Annotated in this window: 15 protein-coding genes; 6 read left to right on the top strand and 9 right to left on the bottom strand. The window is 53.5% G+C overall.

Annotated elements, in window-relative coordinates:
• Positions 1-38 precede the first annotated feature (38 nt).
• Entirely contained in the window at positions 39-1,310 is a 1,272-nt protein-coding gene (locus KOR42_RS01760; RefSeq protein WP_146506901.1) for a phosphohexomutase domain-containing protein, read from the top strand.
• Between the two features lie 29 nt (positions 1,311-1,339).
• On the opposite strand, the gene KOR42_RS01765 is transcribed toward KOR42_RS01760, so the two are convergent.
• The 4 genes from KOR42_RS01765 to KOR42_RS01780 all read right to left on the bottom strand — a co-directional run bounded on the left by KOR42_RS01765 (position 1,340) and on the right by KOR42_RS01780 (position 6,896).
• Entirely contained in the window at positions 1,340-3,226 is a 1,887-nt protein-coding gene (locus KOR42_RS01765) for a sulfatase-like hydrolase/transferase (protein WP_146506902.1), read from the bottom strand.
• A gap of 201 nt (positions 3,227-3,427) precedes the next feature.
• Entirely contained in the window at positions 3,428-4,075 is a 648-nt protein-coding gene (locus KOR42_RS01770; protein WP_146506903.1) for an RNA polymerase sigma factor, read from the bottom strand.
• Between the two features lie 23 nt (positions 4,076-4,098).
• Entirely contained in the window at positions 4,099-5,553 is a 1,455-nt protein-coding gene (locus tag KOR42_RS01775) for a DoxX family protein (RefSeq protein ID WP_146506904.1), read from the bottom strand.
• 254 nt (positions 5,554-5,807) lie between these two features.
• Entirely contained in the window at positions 5,808-6,896 is a 1,089-nt protein-coding gene (locus tag KOR42_RS01780) for an FAD:protein FMN transferase (protein WP_146506905.1), read from the bottom strand.
• Between the two features lie 441 nt (positions 6,897-7,337).
• Between KOR42_RS01780 and KOR42_RS01785 the strand changes: the two genes are divergently transcribed.
• Positions 7,338-7,880 carry a peroxiredoxin gene (locus KOR42_RS01785; RefSeq protein ID WP_146506906.1) on the top strand — a complete coding sequence of 181 codons (543 nt, stop codon included), beginning with the start codon at positions 7,338-7,340 and terminating at the stop codon, positions 7,878-7,880.
• Between the two features lie 155 nt (positions 7,881-8,035).
• Complete coding sequence (locus tag KOR42_RS01790) at positions 8,036-8,662, top strand: carboxymuconolactone decarboxylase family protein (RefSeq protein WP_197440777.1); 627 nt, start codon at positions 8,036-8,038, stop codon at positions 8,660-8,662.
• 139 nt (positions 8,663-8,801) lie between these two features.
• Here KOR42_RS01790 and KOR42_RS01795 read toward each other — a convergent pair whose 3' ends face one another.
• Complete coding sequence (locus tag KOR42_RS01795) at positions 8,802-10,709, bottom strand: phage tail protein (RefSeq protein WP_146506908.1); 1,908 nt, start codon at positions 10,707-10,709, stop codon at positions 8,802-8,804.
• A 485-nt stretch (positions 10,710-11,194) separates the two neighbouring features.
• Between KOR42_RS01795 and KOR42_RS01800 the strand changes: the two genes are divergently transcribed.
• A complete protein-coding gene (locus KOR42_RS01800; RefSeq protein WP_146506909.1) occupies positions 11,195-12,253 on the top strand; it encodes a Gfo/Idh/MocA family protein in 1,059 nt (352 codons plus the stop codon).
• Between the two features lie 75 nt (positions 12,254-12,328).
• On the opposite strand, the gene KOR42_RS01805 is transcribed toward KOR42_RS01800, so the two are convergent.
• On the bottom strand, positions 12,329-13,414 hold the full coding sequence (locus tag KOR42_RS01805) for a formylglycine-generating enzyme family protein (protein WP_146506910.1): 1,086 nt from the start codon (positions 13,412-13,414) through the stop codon (positions 12,329-12,331).
• A gap of 44 nt (positions 13,415-13,458) precedes the next feature.
• Here KOR42_RS01805 and KOR42_RS01810 point away from each other — a divergent pair, with 44 nt between their 5' ends.
• Together KOR42_RS01810 and KOR42_RS01815 are read left to right on the top strand one after the other, a co-directional pair.
• The gene (locus KOR42_RS01810; RefSeq protein ID WP_146506911.1) at positions 13,459-14,562 is read left to right on the top strand and encodes an FAD:protein FMN transferase; all 1,104 of its coding nucleotides are present in this window, start codon (positions 13,459-13,461) and stop codon (positions 14,560-14,562) included.
• Positions 14,559-15,176, top strand: coding sequence for a hypothetical protein (locus KOR42_RS01815; RefSeq protein WP_146506912.1), 618 nt, complete (start codon positions 14,559-14,561; stop codon positions 15,174-15,176). Before KOR42_RS01810 ends, KOR42_RS01815 begins: the two co-directional genes overlap by 4 nt.
• A gap of 49 nt (positions 15,177-15,225) precedes the next feature.
• Here KOR42_RS01815 and KOR42_RS01820 read toward each other — a convergent pair whose 3' ends face one another.
• The 3 genes from KOR42_RS01820 to KOR42_RS01825 form a co-directional block, all read right to left on the bottom strand.
• Positions 15,226-17,187, bottom strand: a complete 1,962-nt coding sequence (locus KOR42_RS01820; protein ID WP_146506913.1) for a zinc ribbon domain-containing protein — start codon at positions 17,185-17,187, stop codon at positions 15,226-15,228.
• Positions 17,188-17,296: 109 nt separating this feature from the next.
• Complete coding sequence (locus KOR42_RS27635; protein ID WP_261342038.1) at positions 17,297-17,422, bottom strand: hypothetical protein; 126 nt, start codon at positions 17,420-17,422, stop codon at positions 17,297-17,299.
• A gap of 21 nt (positions 17,423-17,443) precedes the next feature.
• Entirely contained in the window at positions 17,444-19,147 is a 1,704-nt protein-coding gene (locus KOR42_RS01825; RefSeq protein ID WP_146506914.1) for an alpha-keto acid decarboxylase family protein, read from the bottom strand.
• Positions 19,148-19,160: the final 13 nt, after the last annotated feature.

A 19,160-nucleotide genomic window follows, 5' to 3' on the forward strand; every position in this document is an offset into this window, starting at 1 on the left:
CAGGACTGCAACCCAGCGACTGAAGAAGGTGCCAGGGAATGGCGGAGGCGAAACGGAATTTCGTGGAGATCGCCGCTGCCTCGCCGGGAGAATTCTGCTGTCCGGGAGAGAGTCAACCGATCTCGAAATCCCTTCATCTGGCTCGTCTCGCTGCCGGTTATGAACTGTGTGCAAAGTGCATTCACCGGGTGCATACGGGCTCTTTGCCGAAGTCTGTGGTCCGCAGATTACAGCAGCACTCTCCGTCGACTGAGCATGCAGGCCCGCTGGTTTCCTCGAATGAAATCCGTGGAATTTATCTCAATAATCTGACTCGCAGTGCCCTCGCCGATGTGGTCGAACATCTTCTTCATCTCGTTGAAGAGGACATGAGCAATCGCCCGAAGGCAACTTTGAAGCGAGTTCTCGTCGGGCACGACTGGAGGACTTCATCGGGAGATCTAGTCGTTGGAGTTGTGGAAGTCTTGCGTCGCTGGGGATGGGAGATCGCAGACCTCGGACAGGTCAGTCAATCCTGTTTTGAGTTCGCGAACGATAAATTCCATGCTTCGCTGGGGCTGTTCGTCACAGGCGGCGTTCATCCGGAAAAAGTCAATGGGCTGGAAATCTACGATGGCTCGGGAGAACGCTGGTCAGCGACGGGGCGATACGAACGTCTTGAAGCTGCCTTGAAAGTTCCCGCAAGTCGGACATCTCGGCAATCGGGGCACTATCAAACTGTCGAAATGGAATCGATCTACGCAGCCCAGTGTCGCTCCTGGTTTGCTGATGTCCTTCCGCTTCGTATTGCTCTGGCATGCGGTGAGCCGCGAACGCTCAAGCTGTTGAGAAGAGAATTTCAGCGGGCTGACTGTGAAGTCGACCAGATTGCCAGCAACTTTTCGGAGGCAAACTTCAGTCGGCAACTCACGCAGTTTCGGTATCAGGTTCGCGAACGACACGTGGACTTTGGCGTGCTGATTCGCTCGGACGGACAGTCGTTCCATCTTTTCGACGAACGCGGGCAGGAGCTGACATCAGGCGTGGTGCGGAGGCTCCTCGAATGCGCGCGTTCGCCGGAGATCCTGTCACAAATTCTGGAGGAGTTTGCGTGTGCCAGGAGCGGGCATTCGAGTGAAACGCAAAAGACTGACACGCGGCTGCAACTTCATTCGCGAAGCTCCGTCCGTACAGACGATCAGGGGAAGTACTGGATTGATGATGCCTGTCCGGCGTGCGACTCCATTCTTGTTTCCGCATTGATCGCGTCATTACTCAGCCGCTTCGAATGGCCACTTTCCATACTTGGTGCAGCCATCGAAGAGGGTTAGAGCTTCGCGCCAATCGTCGCCGGTGCCGCTTAAGGAACTTTTCGATTGGTCCCTTCGAGTTGATTGAGTGCCCGGTTGATCACGCGGACGACGTATTTTCCGTTGGCGTAAAGATCCGGTCGAGGTTCGAGAGCGGCGTGCATCGATTCAATCGCGGGGCGGGCGAGTTCGTCCATTTCATCGAGAACAATCGCAGCATGCAGACGTTCCCACTGCTCACCTTCTGCAAGTTGTTTCGTCAGCACTGGCAGCGCTTTCTCGGGGGAATTCATTCTGCTGAGTGCACGGGCGACGGCAATCTGTACGACAGGCGATTCATCATTGAGATGAGCTTCGAGTGCAGGTTTGGAATCGGAAGCAAGAAGCCCGATGTTGCCGAGTCCGGTCGCTGCCCAATAACGAACAGCGGAATCTTCGTGTTCCAATGCGTCTGTTAATTCGTCCATTGCTTTCGGACCCGACGACGCCAGATTTGCCGTCTCGGCAATTTTATCGGCTGCCTCATGTGCTCCGTCTCCCCGGAGAATTCCGTATCGATGCCCGAGTTCTTTCTCGCGTTCGACCAGAATCGGCTCCGCGACCAGACCCAGATCGCGAGTTTCCTTGACCCATGCAAGGTGAACCTCCCGCAACTTCTCCAGAGTGTCGGAGTATTCCGGGTTGTCAGCGAGGTTGTTCAGTTCGTGAGGATCCGCTTCGCAGTCGTAAAGCTCTTCCACTGGCTTTGTGGAGGCGAAGTAAGCTTCCGCTTCCGGAGGGAGAGTCCCGGCAAGATGCCCTTTGCGGAGTGACGACATCGTCGCCCCTTGCTCCGGTGTGTTCATGTACTGGTAGTACGTTTTGAGCGGTTCGTAGTTGCGGATGTATTTGAAACGATGGTCACGCACCATGCGGATGATGTCGTACCGTTCGTCCATGCGATCACGGGCTCCAAAAACGTAATCACGGGCAGGCGGCAGATTCTGGCCGAGGAAGGGGATTCCCTGCATCACTTTCGGAGTGGGAATTCCCGCGAGATTCAACACGGTCGGACCGAAGTCAATCGAGCTGACCAGTTGATCGGAGACGCTTCCCGGGACGGCCTGACCGTCGACTCGGAGCGGTTCGGGAACTCGAACGATCAATGGAATGTGCGTTCCAGAGTCATACAACCAGCGTTTGGCACGCGGCAGACCGACGCCATGATCTGACCAGAAGAAGATGATCGTCTTCTCATAGAGACCATCTTCCTTCAGTTGATCGATCAGGTTGGCAGCGTAGTGATCGAGTGCCGTGATCAATTCGTAATTTCTCTTCCAATCCTCGCGAGCTTCTTTCGTCTCGGGATAGTAGGGAGGGAATGTCGTCAACTCGTCGGCGTTTTGCCGTTCCGATGCACTGAGATCTTTCGTGACCGTCTCGTATTTGTCCGTCGACGCAATTCCGCTTTCGTGACATCCCGTAAAATTGAAGACCGAGAAGAATGGCTGATCCGAGTTCTTTCGATTTCGCCAGTGCGCGTTCTTGTTTGACTCGTCCCAAGTTTCCTTCGGAGCTTTGAACTGGTAGTCCTGCTTGGAATTGTTCGTGCAGAAATATCCGGCTTCCCGAAGCAAGATAGGGAAGGGCCGGACTTGCGGCGGCAATGTTGTATTCCCACGCATATGCTGCGTTCCGAGAGTTGTCTGGTACATCCCGGTAATGATCCCACTGCGACACGGGGCACAAACACCAGCAGTTGTAAACGCGTGCGAGTACCGCACTCCTTCGTCGGCGAGTTTGTCGAGCGATGGAGTGATCGCGTGCGGGTCGTCGTAACATCCCAGATGGGTACTGATATCCTCAGCGGAAATCCAGAGAATGTTGGGCTGCTCAGCAGCGAGTGCCGTGATCGGAATGCAGAGAGAAAACAGCAGCGCGAGGCATGTTCGTGACATCAATCTGCCTTGAAGAATGGTGAGGAAATCGCGGGAAAAGTGAGGCTGAAATTCCATAGCGAGTCATTCTCTTATCAACGATGAAACGGTCGCTGTTTGATTTAGATCAGTACTCCGATGCTGTTTCGACATCGATCACGGGGATGGAAATCTCACGCTGTTCTTGCGTGGGCTCGCAGGCTTCGAGTTGCGGCCAGAATTTCATTCGTCATGGGGTTTGTTTTGAAGAATCCATGTCTGGAACTCTTCGTTTTCGGAAAGGATTTTCTGAAGTTTTTTGAGGCTGCGACTGAGCAGAATGCGGACGGACGCATCCGACTTTCCAAGTCGCGTTGCGATTTCTTTGCTCGGGAGTCCATCGAGATACCGCAGACGCAAAGCAACTTGAGCATCCTCAGAGAGTTGCTCCATGGCTGTGCCGAGGTGAAGTTCTTTTTGCCCCTTGGAGAACGCATGGCTGGGCGTTGTGAAGCTGGCGATGAGAAAGTCTTCCAGCCCCTTCTCTGACCAGCCATCGCGTGGAGAATTTAAGAGAACTTCACGGTGAGCAGAGCGTTTCTTCGCTCCGAAGTGCCGGCGATGTTCGTCAATGATGCGGCGTTCGGCCTGTTGACACAACCACCGGAACGGGTCTCGGTTGTTCAGGTCGATCGTTTTCAGGGCACTCAGACAACTCACCGAAACTTCTTGCAGAACATCGACCGGGTCGACCTTTTTCCGAAGCGCCTCCCGCATTCTTCGATCGATGAATGCGAGAAGCTGTGATCGATGCAAATCGACGTATTCAGCAAGGGCAGCTTCGTCGTGATCCCGAATCCGACTGATGAGAGCTTCAAGATCACTGGCCATTCTTCAGTCTCCGAAGTGGCAGTTTACTTCTCTGCGGCCTTTTTGCCGTCGGAATCGCTGCTCCCAAAGAACAGACGCGAGACGAAACCGTCAATTCCAAACCATTGACCAGTCGGGAGTGCTGCGATTGCCAGCAATGCGAGCACTTCGATCAGGTTCTTGTTCACGATGAAGCTGTGTTCCGGACCGGGAGCCGGTGGAACGCCAGGCCAAGGCGGAACGACAAGATAGAAGGAAAAGACCATAAAGGCAGCTGCGAATGCTGACAGGCGAGTAAACAGCCCGACGATGATGAGTGAGCCGAGAATAAGCAATCCCCACATGGCCATCATGTCGGCGCGGTACAGCGGCGTGTCTTCCGGAGGGAGTCCGCCACGAGACAACTGTTCCGGAGTCAGAATCTTGAGCGCGAGTGTCTGCAGTTCTTTTTCGAGGCTGCGAATCGGTCCAACGAGTTCGTTCCGAGTCATCGCCACCTTGCGGCTCAGCATGGAAGCGTGATCGGTCTGGTACTGCATCGATGCATTGGTCAGAGTGTCTTCGTATTCATCGAGCAGCTTTTTGTATTCTTCGATCTTTCCGAAACGGACATTGTGTCGTGCTTCGTCTTCTTCCTGACGAGTGACGGTTCCCATGACGTAGTCGAAGGAGCCACGCTCATTCAAGCGGCCGATCACACCTGTGTTGTCCGGATCGCCAAGCAGGCTGGCTGCGAGGCGGTGGCGAAACGGGAGTTCTCGTTTGACAGCACTGTTCAACTTGCTTGTGGCAGCACTGAGATTGTCAGCATCCAGTTCCGAATCTTTTCGACGAGACTCACGGCTGAGTTGGTTCAACTGGGCTTCAATCGGACGACGGGAATAAGTTGAGAGGGTCTCGACAGACTTATAGAAGGCCATTTCGGAGGCCAGCTTCGGGTCGACGGCGTCACCGTCCTCAGCTTTTGCTTCTCCAGGAACATAAGAGACCAGTTTCTTAAGCTTGGCTTCCTCGCTTGGGAGAATTGGGGCCAGTGCCACGAGGCGACCGTTGTCGAACTCGACGACTCTAGCGAAGGACTTGAGGTTCACAGATTCCGGAAGGGCAGCGAGTGGGACTGAGATCGGTGGAAACGGCGGATTCTCAGATGGTGCAGTATCTGCATCCGCATCCGCATCGATCAGGATGTCGAGGACCGCTTTCTGTTCCGGACTCAACTGGTAGTGATTCGCGAAGCGATCGCGCCACGAATACCACTTGGAACTCATCTTGTCGTAGTCGAGCCAGTTCAGGTCATCCGGATCGCCGGTCATTTCGCGGAAGTGATCTCGGAACGGACCCTGTGCATTCTTCAGGTATCCTTCTGCGGTCCACGGATCGGGGCCGCTCATTGTTCCGTACTTCCACATTCCTTCGTAAAGAAGTTGCCAGCCAATCGCTACGCGCAGCACAACGAGCAGGAGAATCGCAAACCACGAGATTCGCCGAAGGTCTTTCACTCTCAGTATCCTCGACAGGGTTGAGTTCAATCAGGGAAGGCAACTGGCCGGCAATCTTTCGCTTCCGGTTTCAATCGCTCCGCGGAAATTTTGATCTTGAATGGCACTCACGATCGAATGAGTACCGGTTGTGTCAGTCTTTAATTGGAATGCAGGTTCTGGAAATTTGGAAGATCCACCCCGGCTCCCGATTCTCACCTGCTGAAACCCGAGTTTGACCGCAGTCAAAAACAGTGTTCCCCCGCAGCGAATCATCAGGAGATGTCACTGCTGAAATGAATCAGTCCGGGATCAATGTTGCGGATGTGTGGTTCCAGGTGGCGTCCCTGGGAGGGAGGAGGGACGAAAATCAACCCGACCTGTGGGTGATCATCGCAATACTTTAATGCGTTGTCGAGTCCCATGACATAGAAAGCTGTCGATAGTGCATCAGCTTCTGTGGCAGTGGGGGCGAGAACGCTTACGGACAGCAATCCACCGGCGGGCCAGCCAGTCCGCGGGTCGAGCAAGTGTCCGTATCGGCGGCCTTCGTGTCGAAAGTATTGGATGTTCGAACCACTGGTCGCCATCGCGACATTCTTGAGGAGAATGGTGGCGTAACGTTGTTCGGTGAACAACGGATTCTTCAGGCCGACAGGCCATCCATTGTGTTCCCCATGTGTCCCCCTAGCAATCAGGCTGCTTTGACCTCCATGCACGAGAAAGGCATCGATTTCTTCGTACTTCAGGTGATCTGCCGCTTGATCGATTCCGTAGCCCTTGCCGATTGAGGCGAAGTCAAGCAGCAAGTCCCGGTCGAAGGAGACGGTTGGACCGTCGCCGATTTTGACATGCTGAAATCCGGATTGCTCCAAAGCGGTTTCAATTTCCTGATCGGTCGGAATCCGATTTTCAGATCGCGCAGTTTTCCAGAGTTGAATCAGTCGACCGGTCGCTGGGTCGAAACATCCTCCGGTGTCTTGAAAAAGTGTCGAACAGGTCGAGAGAAATTCCGCGAGCGATTCCGAAATCGAGACGGGGCTCTCAGCTGCGCTGCGGTTTACTTTCGCGATTTCGCTGTCGTCGCGGTAAATCGTCAGCATCTGTTCTGCATCGCGCACGCGATCGAAAGCGTCAGAAGCTGCCATCACCCGACGAGGGGCTCCCGGATTCATAATGACCGACCAGCCACAGCCCATGGCTTTTGTTTCAAGGCGAACGGTGTCTCCCGCAACCGGTGCGGTGGGCTTCTGTTGATCGTCGAGAATCGCATCCGCAATCTCGTCTCCCGCGTGGCGAATCTCGCGTTTTGCGGCACGGCCGGTGAGAAAATCGCGACGATTGGAATCGGGAGGGAGGGTCATATCTTCATATGGATCTGAGTCGTTGGATGCGTTGAGTCGCTGGAGGGATCAACGAACGTCATTTTCAGTCTGGCAGGAACAGGTGTGGAATTCCACTCCTTGAAGTCAAGTTTCGGGTGGCTATACTCCACACAGTGATCGGGAGATGCTCAGGCCATCGGTGAGCGGAACAAAGCGCATTGGTTTGAGACGGTGAACGCTGCAATCAAAGTTGGTGCATCATCTCCTTCGAGGAGAGGGGGCAACCCGTTGGGATTGCAGTGACTCTGTCATGATGGCTGACATCTGCGACGATGGCTGGCATCTATAACGACGGCTGAAAGGGGCAAGGCCGACAAGAATTCTTGTCCCTTTTCCATCAATTTAAATATCTACTGTCCTTCAGGGCAGATCGAATCTGATTCTCAATTTCTCAAGCAAACTCTTCAGGAGATACAAAAGATGAGTGCACAAGTCGGTCAACCCGCACCAGATTTCAAAGTTCAAGCTTACGATCGAACCAAAGATGGATCGGACGCACAGTTCGGAGATCTGTCACTGGCAGATTTTAAAGGCAAGTGGGTTTGCCTCTTCTTCTATCCTCTCGATTTCACCTTCGTCTGTCCGACTGAGCTTGTTTCGTTCAACGACAATCTCGGTGAGTTCGAAGATCGTGAATGTGCTGTTCTGACTGCCAGCACCGACAGCGTTTATTCACACAAAGGCTGGTGCGACAGCCACGAAGATCTCGCGAAGCTGAAATACCCAATGCTCGCTGATACGACTCATCAGCTCTCACGCGACTACGGCGTTCTCAAAGAAGACGCCGGAATTGCTTATCGCGGAATCTTCTTGATCGATCCGAACGGAGTTGTTCGCTGGTCGGCGATTCACGATCTGAGCGTTGGTCGAAACGTGCACGAAGTGCTGCGAGTTCTCGATGCATTGCAGACAGACAAGCTCTGCCCATGTAACTGGAAAAAGGGCGAAGAAACACTCAGCTAAACCTCTTCAAGGTTTCGCTGGGTTCGCCCGGATGCGTTCCGATTAAACGATCGCATCGAACTTCGATGGACTGTGGTCAACGGGGGAGCATATGGGCTCCCCCGCTTTTCAGATCTGTCAATTTTGCTCAGCCTGAAGAATCAGGAGTGTCTTTGATGTCGGCTTTTCTCTCTCCAATTGATCCTGAGAACGCGTCCGAAGACGCTGCAAAACTCCTCGACCGCGTTCGAGATATGCTCGACGGAGAAGAGCTTCCGGAACCATTTCTGGTCTATGCTCACGTCGAGCCGTTCCTGAAAGACTTTTACATGAACTTCAAGAAGTTCGTGTACTCCGATGGGGCGATTGACGCCAAAACGCGATCGGCGATTGCGTTGGCTGTCGCTGCCCATGCCAAGTCGAAGGCTTGGGGAGAATACTTCCGGTCGCGCTGTTCGAAGCTTGGTTTCAGTGTTCAGCAGATCGCAGAGATCCTGGCCATTGCGTCGACGAATTATATGTACAACACATTCTTTAAGTTTCGCGATATCAGCGGAACGGATCTGTTCGACGGAATGGGAGTCGGTCTTCGTGCCCATACGTTTTCGAACACCTCACTCGGCGACGAACTCGTCGAATTGATCAATGTGGCGGTGAGCGATCTCAATGCTTGCCAACCGTGCACAGCTGGGCATGTCGAAAAAGCCAAGAAGCTCGGACTCAGTGGCGAGCAGATTCTGGAGTCCATTCAGTGCGCAGCGACCGTTTATGCGGGTGCGCAGTTTCTGAACTCCGTGAGTTAATATTGAACGCAGTGAACTGATTTCGATCGCCGCGAGCGGATTTCGAACTCAGTGAACTGTCCGGTCCATTCAATCGCGGAGACTGGAGAGAATTACGGTTCTGCGATGGAAACAGAACCGCTTCGCGTCGTTCGAAAGCCTATTGCCTCGACGTTTCCTGTCGAATTGGCTCGACGCCCGTGACCTGTGCTCGTGGCTGCGAGGTGTCTCGCACGAACGCCTCGCTCGACCGAACATAACCAGTGTTGCCGGCGGAATCGCGGGCTTCGATTCGCACGTAAAACTCTGAGTTCAAATGGTTGGGTAAGTTCCAAACATATCGTTCGACATTTTCCATCGGTTGCGCGATCGGAGTCCATGGACCGGTTGGGAACGTTGCGTAAGAGAGAACAACGGGCGCTTTGGCCAATTCCACTTCCTCGATCTTCCAGGTGATGACCAGTTGATCAAGGTTCTCCGGGCTGAGGTATTGAATCGGATTCAATGTGATTCGTGGAGGAGTCCTGTCGACGAAGACGGTGATCTCCGGTGCTTCTCCCGGTTGCGGAGGCGTGCTCAAGACTCCGACCCCGTTGCGAACACGGAATGAGAAGCCGTACTCTCCATCTCTCGGGACGGTCACATTAATGGGCGAAGTTCGGTCGGCATCGCTTCCGTAGTGATACCACTTCTGACCTCTGTCCTCAGTGATATACAACTCGATGCTGTTCACTCCGGTCGGTCCAACTCCATCGACTTGATAGCCGATTTCAAACGTCGCGGAATTCACCACATGACCGCGTTCTGCACGAGGAGGAAGAACGGGTTGTTTCTGTTCCTCAACGACTTCAGTTTGCGGCGTCGAGACAGATGGCGTCTTCTCAGGCAGGACGAGATTCTGGTCAACGGCTTCTGTCGATGATTCTTGAGGATTCACCGGACGAACCGCTCTTACAGCTTCCTTCTGAGTGGCTTCTTTGCTCATCGGTTCATTCGATGGCGAAGATGTCGAAGGACTGGCAGCCTCCGTTGTTGTCGAATCACTCAGCGTGCTGGAAGGTCGCGGAGTGACAGATGCAGCAGTGAGTGCATCGGATTTGGAACTTTTGGCTTCAGGTTTAACAATCGGCGAAGTGGTTGAGTCCGTGGCCCAGACAGGAGCGGACGTTTGGCCGACTGCGTCTGGTTGAGTTGGAGTTTCGTTCGCTTCCGAGGCTGGTCGAATGACGGATTTCTCGGTTTTCTCTTTCGGATCAGACACCAGATTGACCGGAGTCTTGGGCTGCGAAGAATCCTGATGAGACGGATTCAGGTGTTCAAACGGATTCCCGGAAGGTTGATTCGCAGCAACGGGAGCGGCAGAAGAGCGCCCCGGTGAATTCGGAAGTGCCAACCCGGAGACAATCGCTTGAGCCGATGACTCGGCATGATTGCCGGCGAGGTCTTCGACCGAAGCCCGAACTTCGACGACTCCGGCGGAATCGACGGTCCAGGAAACGCGACCACTCGCGTCCTGATTGATCGCCACAGGTTCCCAGGATTTCGTATGGGAATTGAAGACGTCAATTTTCAGAGATTCCGCCACGAGAAAATCGTCGTTGGCGTCCCATTTCATTTCGATGCGGCCGGACGCTGACTCTTCAACTTCAACACTGAGCCGCGGCGCGGACGAGTCAACGACGACTTTCAATCCAGCAACGTGAGGACCGGCGGGATAAGTGAGTCCGCCAGCTGCGAGCGTTCTGACCGAGAACCAGTACTCTCCGTCTGACTGTGCTTTGAAGACAAACGAGTTTGCAGCGGGGTCAACAGATTCGTGTCGCTTCCAACTGGCTCCCCGATTGTCTGAAACGAAGAGTTGGATTTCGTTCGCTCCGAGTCTCTTCAGTTCGGCTGGATCGAAATCAAATGGGATGCGGAACTTGTTTGACTTCGAGAAGATCGGGGCCGATTCCGGAGTCTGTGCGGTTCCCTCATTGAGAAGGCCGGTGACCCCGGCGAGGCAGAGGAGACTCCGTCCAAGGAGTTTGCGGATCGACTTCAGGCTGTGGAATGGCTGAGGCGTCATGGCTCTGAGTTCATGCAGTTTGGTCTATGCGACGGGAGCCGAAAGTGATCAACCGGTCATGCCGGTGACTATGACGAGAACAAGCCACTTGTCTGCATGCGCACGCAGGCACGGGTTCGGTCAATGTTTTACGGAGTTTGCTCGTTCGAGAGTTGTAAAACCCGTTTCAAAGTTGTTCTCACGCGGAATCCTTCCGCCACTTACAAATCATTTCTTCGCGCAAATGCGGAAGATCCCCCGAATCGTTATCGTCCACATAGCAATGAGGACTCCATTCGAAATGAGACCTCCCGTGCAAGTTGTCGCTTCCCGTATCGATCATTCGACGACCGTTTGACGTGATTCAATCTCTCGATTCATTGGGTATGGAGGACTGCCGATCCAAGCACCTGAGAGATCGTGTCAAATTTCTGACGCAAAGTGATTGAAAACTTCGAATTTCAGTAAAACCACGGAATCCCAATCCGAGCAGAGAGGCGTGTGAGATGGAGAAAATCAGAGTCGGCATTATCGGTGCTGGTGGAATTGCGGCAAAGCTGCATCTCCCCGAGCTTGCAGAAATCGCCGAAGTGGAAATTGCGGTTCTCGGAGGACGAAAGCAAAGCCGCCTGAAGAGACTGAGCGAGCTGTTTGGAGTTCCGCACACAACCGATTCCTACGATGAGATTCTGAGTGACAAGAGCATCGATGCCGTCGTCATCGCGCTTCCGCATCCGCTGCATGTGAGCTACGGACTGACTGCTCTCGCGGAAGGCAAGCATGTTTTCATGCAGAAGCCGCTGAGCACGTCGTTCGAAGAGGCCGATCAGTTCGTGGAAGCTGTCGATTCGTTCGACCGAGTTGTTTTTGCACTTCCCTACGTTTCGAAGCCGCATGTTCTTGCTGCTCGAAAGATGGTCGAAGACGGAAGCTTAGGAGTTGTTTCCTCCGCGACGGCACGCTTCAGTCACGGTGGCCCCGAAGTGTACTACGCAACGATTCAAGAGATTCTACAAGAGGAGCCCGAAAACGAGTTGTGGTTTTTCGATGCGGAACATGCCGAAGTCGGAGCACTTTTTGATATGGGTGTCTACGCGATTGCCCATCTGGTGGCGATTCTGGGATCGGTAAAATCGGTTTCGTGTCGGATGACCACCATGCACAAACCGACTCAACTGGAAGACACCGCGACTGCGATTCTGGAGTTTGAAAGCGGCGCTCTCGGAACGGCCGAAACCGGTTGGTGTGACGGGGCGAGAACTTACGCTTTCTCCATTCATGGATCTGAATCGAAAGTGGTCAATCCGAGTCTCACTGGCGATTTAATTCATCTTCGTCCAAGTTCGAAAGTCGATGAAGACGCTCCGTTGCTGGAATCGAAATTGGACTTGTCCGCATTCCCGAATATCAGTGGTCATCAACACTGGATCGATTGCATCCAACAGGGGTGTCAGCCTCCGATCAGCAACGTTTACTTTGCGCGACATGTCACGGAAATCCTGTTAAAGTGTCTGGAGTCCGCTCATCGCCGGTGTGTTGTCAACGTTCAGTCACGATTGCAATGAAAAAAGCCCGGTCGCAATTGCAACCGGGCCAGTCACTCGTTGAATCAATGCGGGTCGTTCACCCGTGATTGAATTCTATTTTCGCAATTCGTCAGGAATATCCGGGTACAGAACCTTTTCCTGAATCTCTTCGTCAGTCGGAGGATTCAGTGGACGGACGACGCGGAATCCAACGAAATCGGCGTCTGTGTGATACCACATACTTTGAGGAAGCTGCGGGTCCTGGATCTTCCAGTCTTCGCTCGAAGAAATGCGTTTCGCACTTCGCAACCATTCCGGGTCATCGAACCAAGATCCACCGCGTGTGACGCGAGGGTACAGGCTGCTCGGCGGAAGATATGGGTCCACAGCGACCGAGTTGGGATTGAACTGGGAATAGAAGTCGGCCTGATACTGATCAAGGCACCATTCAGCGACGTTGCCGTGCATGTCGTACAAGCCCCAGGCGTTTGGCTTTTTCTGTCCAACTTTGTGGTAAGCCTCATCGGAGTTGTCGTAGTACCAGCCGTATTCGTCCAAATCGGCAGGGTCATCGCCGAACGAGTAGGCAGTGGTCGTTCCGGCTCGACAGGCGTATTCCCATTCAGCTTCCGTTGGGAGTCGATAGTATTGGCCGGTTCGTTCGGTCAGCCAGGCACAATACATTTTCGCGGCAAGCTGAGTCATGCAGATGGCGGGGAAGCCGTCGTGACCCATTCCGAAGGTCATGTCGGTGTATTCTTTTGTGGGACGGGTCACACCATCGGCTTTTTTGTCGACTTCATCCGCCGTGCGTCCGAAGAGGTCACGCCGTTGAATGTCGAGGTTGAGTCGCCAGGTGTCGTACTCATCCCATGTGATTTCGTGTTTCCCCATCCAGAATGGAGAAATTTTGACCTTGTGTTGTGGTCCTTCATCCGGCTCGCGATTTTCTTCGCTTTCCGGACTTCCCATCAGGAATTCCCCTCCGGGAATGGGGACCATCTCGAATGAAATTTCCGTATCTCGCAGTTTCTGGACATACGGCTTCATCTCCTTCTCTTCCGTGGCGACACTGTCCGGATCGCGGAGATAAGGGTCGTTCGGATCGGGGTCGGCAGCCATGATCGGCATGAGAATCGACATCATGATCACGCCAGCTGCGGCTTGCCAGAAGCACTGGTCAAGGCGTACTGTCAACATGAAAAGCCTTTCAGTTCAAAATCGTCCAGCAAGAAGAGGTTGCGATGGATGAACATCAAAGTTGCTGGATCTTGTGGGTTGGAGTGGCAACAGTTTCGCTCTTCGGCTCCCAATTCGTAAACATTCCAGACGCTTACGGGCAGGAGCAGGCGACGACTGTCGCTGAGCAACTGGATCGGTACGAGTTCCTCCAGATTCGAATGGGGATTCCCGTCACCCTTACATTGTATGCCCCAAGCCGGGATGCCGCAAACGTCGCTTCGACCGCCGCCTTTGACCGATTTCGTGAAATCGACCGAATCATGAGCGACTATGATCCGGACAGCGAGTTGATGCAGCTTTGCCAATTCGCCCAGCCTGACGAACCTGTTTCCATCAGTGATGACCTGTTCGAAGTCTTGAGTGCAGCCCAGCAGCTTTCCCGGAAAACACAAGGGGCTTTTGATGTGACGATCGGGCCGGTTGGTCGGTTGTGGCGACTTGCGAGACGCAAGGAAGAACTTCCGGATTTCGATCGGCTTGCAGAAGCTCGCGACCGAGTGGGGTATCAATCGCTGGTCCTCGATCCGAATCAACGAACGGTGACGCTTCGGAAAGAAGGAATGCAGCTGGACCTCGGCGGGATCGCGAAGGGCTACGCTGCTGATGTCGCTCTCGAATCGATGAAGCAATACGGAGTCACTCGTGTTCTGATCGACGCAGGGGGTGATCTCGTCGCGGGAGATCCACCTCCCGGCCGCGAGTTCTGGAGAGTCGAAGTCGAACAAAGAGATGCCAGCGACCAGGAAGAGTCGACACGAATGATTCTGAAAGTGAAAAACTGTGGTGTGGCCACTTCGGGGGATACCTATCAGTATCTGGAGATCGACGGAAAACGGTACTCACATCTGGTCAATCCGAAGACCGGGCTGGGAGTCACGGTTCCGGCTTCTGTGACAGTGGTAGCGTCAACAGGAATGGAAGCAGACAGTCTCGCCTCTGCTCTTAGTGTTTTACGAGATAGGAAGTCGATTGAGCAGTTGTGTCGCGACAGCAATGCGGAGTTCTTGAAAGTTGAACTCGGAGAGGACGGGACGAGAAAGGAAATTGCTTCGTCCGGTTTCTTTGAACGGATTGCAGATTCCAATGAAGAGTACGAAGAGGAATGATTCGGTTCGAGCGGGAGCGTGATCTCCGCTCTCAACAGTCGATGGAGGTTGAATCGATGATGCACGCTGGGAACACATCAAGTGGAAGCTCACAAACCCGATGGGTGCGTTTGGTGGTCTACTGTGGGCTGGCGTGTCTCTGGGGGCTGGCTGCGCTCTCAGCAGTTTCTTTTCGTGACCGAACGACTGAACTGGATCATCAACTGTGCGGGGTTTGGGGGTGTTCGCCACCTGTTGCGGCGGTCGTTTCCTGTCACTTGGTGTGGGGGCTCATCCTTCTTCCGCTGGCGATTTATGTCTGTGCGAACTTCTCGATACGCATCGTTCGGATCACCGGAATGACGACTGTCTGCGTCGCTTGTTGTGCGATTCTTGTGCTCGTGGTTTACGAGTATTTTCATTGGTACACGTTCGTGCAACCTGCGTCTCGTGTTTACTTCGGTCGCCGAATCGCTCTGTCGCTTTTCTCACAGATTGATTTCCCCATCATTCCGCTGCTTCTGATGGGCTTGGGAGTCTGGTGGGTCTCATTCATAAGACCGACACAAGTTGTTTCGCCAGCCAATCACGAGCGAGAACATCTGCGGAGTTCCGAAGAGTTGGCGTCTTCGTAGCTTGCGATGCTGTCAGGAATCGGTCGGAGATCGAAATGTCCGATTGGGGTCAATTGGAACTGAAGTCGAAGACTTCGAGACCTTTTTGATCGGCAAACTTCTTCGTGGTGAGAATGAGTTTGTTCTGTGCTTCATCAATGAAAACCGCCATCGTTCGGCCTGGTTCCTGATACGTGTTCACGATTTCCGCAATCGCTTGTTCCGCTGGAACGATTCCGAGATTGAACGTTTGCGGCATGTTTCGTGTGAACCCGGCATTTTCGAGCGCGATGCCATCGACCTCGAGGACGACTCCGATTTCTTCACACAAATATGCGAATGCTTTTTCCAGCGGCATCCGATTGAATTCCGCATCGACGGGATTTTTCAGACGCTCTCGAATCGTCTTTTGAGGCTCGTCCGATTCCGGTTGAGTTTCGACTGTTTGAGAAAAATCGGTGCGGGAGGCTTCGTCAAGTGTGAACAACGTTGCCAGTGCGAGGTTCGGGGCTGCCTTCTGGGGGAGTACGGTGGTCATCGTCAGGTAGCGCGTTGCAGTATTGGTCACTGTCGATTGGCGGACTGCTTCGACAATTGCAGGAAGTCTTCCGATGAACTGCCGGAACCTCATTTCAGATGGAGACATTTTGAGGCACACATCTTTCCAGAGTGTCTCCGGAAGTTCGGAAAATTGTTGTTCGAGGCGTGCTTTCACTTTGGTTGGGGACGATGTATTAACGACGCGCAAGGTCAATTCTGAGTGCAGATACGGAGTTGGATTGACTTCCCAACTCACCATTTCGACATCATCTCCGAGCCAATCGAGAGACTGTTGAATGATCTGCTGACTTGCCGGCGGAAAAAGAACGTCGGTGTGTCGACGAAGGTCAGCGACGTTGCCGACGATGGTGAGCAACTTGTTGCGATCTGTTTCCCGCAACAAGTGGTCCATGCCTTCGCTGATGTCTCGATTGGGGGTGTTGATGGAGTATTCGAGTTCCCCTGCGAGATGGGCTGGAAGAATGGCGATGGTCTGTTCGTCCTTGATCAGCGATCCGTGAGTTTCATTCACTTTGATTCGCAAATCGGGACGTTCGGTGATGTCGTAAAGATACTCGCCGTCAAACTCTTCGATGAGAGTCGACATCTTCTCCGGGGACTTGAGATGAACGACCGCACACAAATCGGGAGTGGTCCCGCGTGCTCCGATGATGTAGCCCAAGAGCACTTCTTCGATTTCTGCAGGAGAGCGATGGAAAAGCTCTTGAAGCGTTGATTCCAGCCAGTTGGTCACGTTCTCCGTCAGACTTGCTCGCAGGATCTGGGCGTCACGAGAATCGGGCCAGAGATCTGCGGGGCGAAAGTGGACGACAAAATTGACTCCGCTCGGCATCAGGTAGAGCTCGATCGGTTCTCCGGAAGTCGGATTGAATTCTTTGACGAGTTGTGGCCGGTTCTCGAGGAGTGATCGGCTGTATGGTTCGTCTGAAGAGACAGATTCCATGCCAGGAGCGTTCTGAGATGGCTTCGAATCTGCGATGGGGGCAGGGGGATCTTGGGCGATGGTGGCCAGATACCCGACGACCCCAACGGCAGCCAAAAGAAAAACAACAGTAACAATAAGCCCGCCGCGACTCTTTTTTCGACGACGTTTCAAACGCTCCAGCGAACTTGTCGCAGGGTCGTCAGTCGGAACCACCAGTGATGGTTGCGGAGCAGCCGGCTTGGAGGGGGCAGGAGGTGTGGGCGGCGGTGAACTGGTAAAATCAGGAAACGCACTCGGAGTACTCGATGAGGCCGATGCTTCGTTGTCGGGAATCCACTGAGGAGAAGTCCCAACGGGGGGCTCGTCTTCGACAAGTTCGAGTTCAACGACTTCTTCAACCGGGGGCGGAAGTTTAAGCACAAACGGAGTTTGACACTTCGGACATTTGACTTTTTTTCCGAGGAGTTCCGGTTTCTCAACTTTCAGCTTCCGCGCGCACTTGGGACAGGCAACGGAAACCGGGAATGACGGAAGATCTGATGGCATGACTCGAAAAAGCTCCCTGAGAGGAAGACTTTGTATTCATTAGCGGAACGTCGACTGCAACCGTTCCCGAGATCGAAAAATCATAGTGTTTTCGTCGACATTCATCGACTCAATCGGTGGCTTTCGGTCCGGTTTGAACCGGTTCGGTTTCAATATGTGAAGCGACTGGTTGTGCGGTCGTTTCATAAATTCTTCCGGAGCTGACGTGTCCGGACTCGTTGAGATGCTCAAACATCTCAAGACACTATGCATCCGATCAGAGTGTCTGGCTCATTTTTTCTGCGAGACGTTCGAGGGCCGGGCTGATATCGTTCGGTTCAAGATGCACATTCAACAAACTGAACGCATCTTTGTGAGCGAGTGCAGCTGCCATTGATTGTTTCAATTCTCCCAACGTTGTCACTTCGAATCCCCAACCGGCTCCGAACAGGTCCGGAATTCGATGATAATTCCAATTGAGAATGTCGTTGAATGGTCCTTCCTGCAGGAAACGCTCAGTTGTATAGCCCTTATTGTTAAGAACAACGACGATGGGATTGAAGTGGTTTCGCACGATGGAACTCAATTCCATGCACGTCATCTGAAATGCTCCGTCACCGACGAGGACGATCGGACGCAAGTTTTTATCCGCGGTTTGCACTCCCAGAGCTGCCGGGACTGCGAATCCCATTGACGTGTAGTAGGCAGGGCTCAGGTACTCTGTGTGCTTGTGAATTGTGAGATCCGACGATGCGAACAGGGAATCCCCCACATCTGCGATGACGACCATGTTGTCGTCCAGGATTTGATCGATGTGACCGAACAGACTTTGGATTGTAACGGCGTCTTCGTCGGTCGATTTGCTTTTCTTGAGAACCTGTCGTTTGGGGATTTCGATCGTTTCGGCGTCCGGTCGGATCGGAGAGTCCTGAAGAGTATTCACGAAGTCTTCGAACAGGACATCGTGAAAGTGGTGATGACCAATGCGAAGCTGTTCGGTTGTCGCGGAAATGCAGTTTTGAGCGTCGAGCTTCGCAGTGAAAATTCCGAGATTGATATCCGTCATGAACGCGCCGAGCATGATGAGGCAATCGCTGTTCTCAACGTACTCGCTCACCTCACGACGTCCCATCGCCCCTTCGTAAACTCCGAGATAGAGCGGGTGTCGCTCACTGATCACCGACTTGCCGAGAAGAGTTGCGCACATCGGAATTTGATTTTGCTCAGCGAGTTCGAGGATTTGTTCTCGTAACCCGAAGCGGTGGACTTCGATGCCTGCGAGAATGACGGGTTGCTTCGCTTTCGCGATCCGTTCGCGAGCTTCGCCGATGGCTGCCTTCAAAGCGTCGGGATGGCTTTCCCGCTCAAATGCGAGGGGGGAATGCGGAGCGATGGCCGGAGAATGAACTCGATCGCGCGGGAGTTCGAGATAGACAGGACGCTTGTACCTGACGGCAGCATCAAGACAGCGGTCGATTTCCCGGAATGCCGTGAGAGGATCATGGAGGTCGGCATTCGCGATTGCGATTTTCTCAAAGACTTCGCGTTGAGTTCCGAAATCTCGAACCCTGTGATGAAGCAACGGGTCGTTCCGTCGTTCGTAAACACCGGGCGCTCCACTGATCACGACAACCGGAGACTTCTCCGCGAATGCTCCTGCAATGGAATTACATGTGCTCAGTCCGCCAACACAATACGTTACGCAAACGGCACCCAGTCCATGGATGCGTGCATAAGCATCCGCTGCGTATCCCGCACAGTCTTCGCGGGTGCAGCCGATCATTCGAATCGGGGAGTCTTCGAGGAGCCCATAGAATCCGAGAACGAAATCCCCGGGAATTCCGAACATGTCCTTGAGACCATAGTCCTGAAGTCGCTGAATGAGGTAGCCGCCAATTGTGGGCGGGGAAGAGGTGTCACTCTCTTTGGACAACACAGCCTTCGTCGAATTCCTCGCGGCAATCTTCTTCGCGGTCGTCATCGTCAAACCTTTC

This window comes from Thalassoglobus neptunius, assembly GCF_007859735.1.
In the GTDB taxonomy this organism is placed as follows: Bacteria; Planctomycetota; Planctomycetia; order Planctomycetales; family Planctomycetaceae; genus Thalassoglobus; species Thalassoglobus neptunius.

What these genes read in the sequence shown, in the direction of transcription:
- KOR42_RS01760 (WP_146506901.1), top strand. Translation starts at nt 39, where the DNA reads ATGGCGGAGGCGAAACGGAATTTCGTGGAGATCGCCGCTGCCTCGCCG.
- KOR42_RS01765 (WP_146506902.1), bottom strand. Translation starts at nt 3,226, where the DNA reads ATGTCACGAACATGCCTCGCGCTGCTGTTTTCTCTCTGCATTCCGATC.
- KOR42_RS01770 (WP_146506903.1), bottom strand. Translation starts at nt 4,075, where the DNA reads ATGGCCAGTGATCTTGAAGCTCTCATCAGTCGGATTCGGGATCACGAC.
- KOR42_RS01780 (WP_146506905.1), bottom strand. Translation starts at nt 6,896, where the DNA reads ATGACCCTCCCTCCCGATTCCAATCGTCGCGATTTTCTCACCGGCCGT.
- KOR42_RS01785 (WP_146506906.1), top strand. Translation starts at nt 7,338, where the DNA reads ATGAGTGCACAAGTCGGTCAACCCGCACCAGATTTCAAAGTTCAAGCT.
- KOR42_RS01790 (WP_197440777.1), top strand. Translation starts at nt 8,036, where the DNA reads ATGTCGGCTTTTCTCTCTCCAATTGATCCTGAGAACGCGTCCGAAGAC.
- KOR42_RS01795 (WP_146506908.1), bottom strand. Translation starts at nt 10,709, where the DNA reads ATGACGCCTCAGCCATTCCACAGCCTGAAGTCGATCCGCAAACTCCTT.
- KOR42_RS01800 (WP_146506909.1), top strand. Translation starts at nt 11,195, where the DNA reads ATGGAGAAAATCAGAGTCGGCATTATCGGTGCTGGTGGAATTGCGGCA.
- KOR42_RS01805 (WP_146506910.1), bottom strand. Translation starts at nt 13,414, where the DNA reads ATGTTGACAGTACGCCTTGACCAGTGCTTCTGGCAAGCCGCAGCTGGC.
- KOR42_RS01810 (WP_146506911.1), top strand. Translation starts at nt 13,459, where the DNA reads ATGGATGAACATCAAAGTTGCTGGATCTTGTGGGTTGGAGTGGCAACA.
- KOR42_RS01815 (WP_146506912.1), top strand. Translation starts at nt 14,559, where the DNA reads ATGATTCGGTTCGAGCGGGAGCGTGATCTCCGCTCTCAACAGTCGATG.
- KOR42_RS01820 (WP_146506913.1), bottom strand. Translation starts at nt 17,187, where the DNA reads ATGCCATCAGATCTTCCGTCATTCCCGGTTTCCGTTGCCTGTCCCAAG.
- KOR42_RS27635 (WP_261342038.1), bottom strand. Translation starts at nt 17,422, where the DNA reads ATGTTTGAGCATCTCAACGAGTCCGGACACGTCAGCTCCGGAAGAATT.
- KOR42_RS01825 (WP_146506914.1), bottom strand. Translation starts at nt 19,147, where the DNA reads ATGACGACCGCGAAGAAGATTGCCGCGAGGAATTCGACGAAGGCTGTG.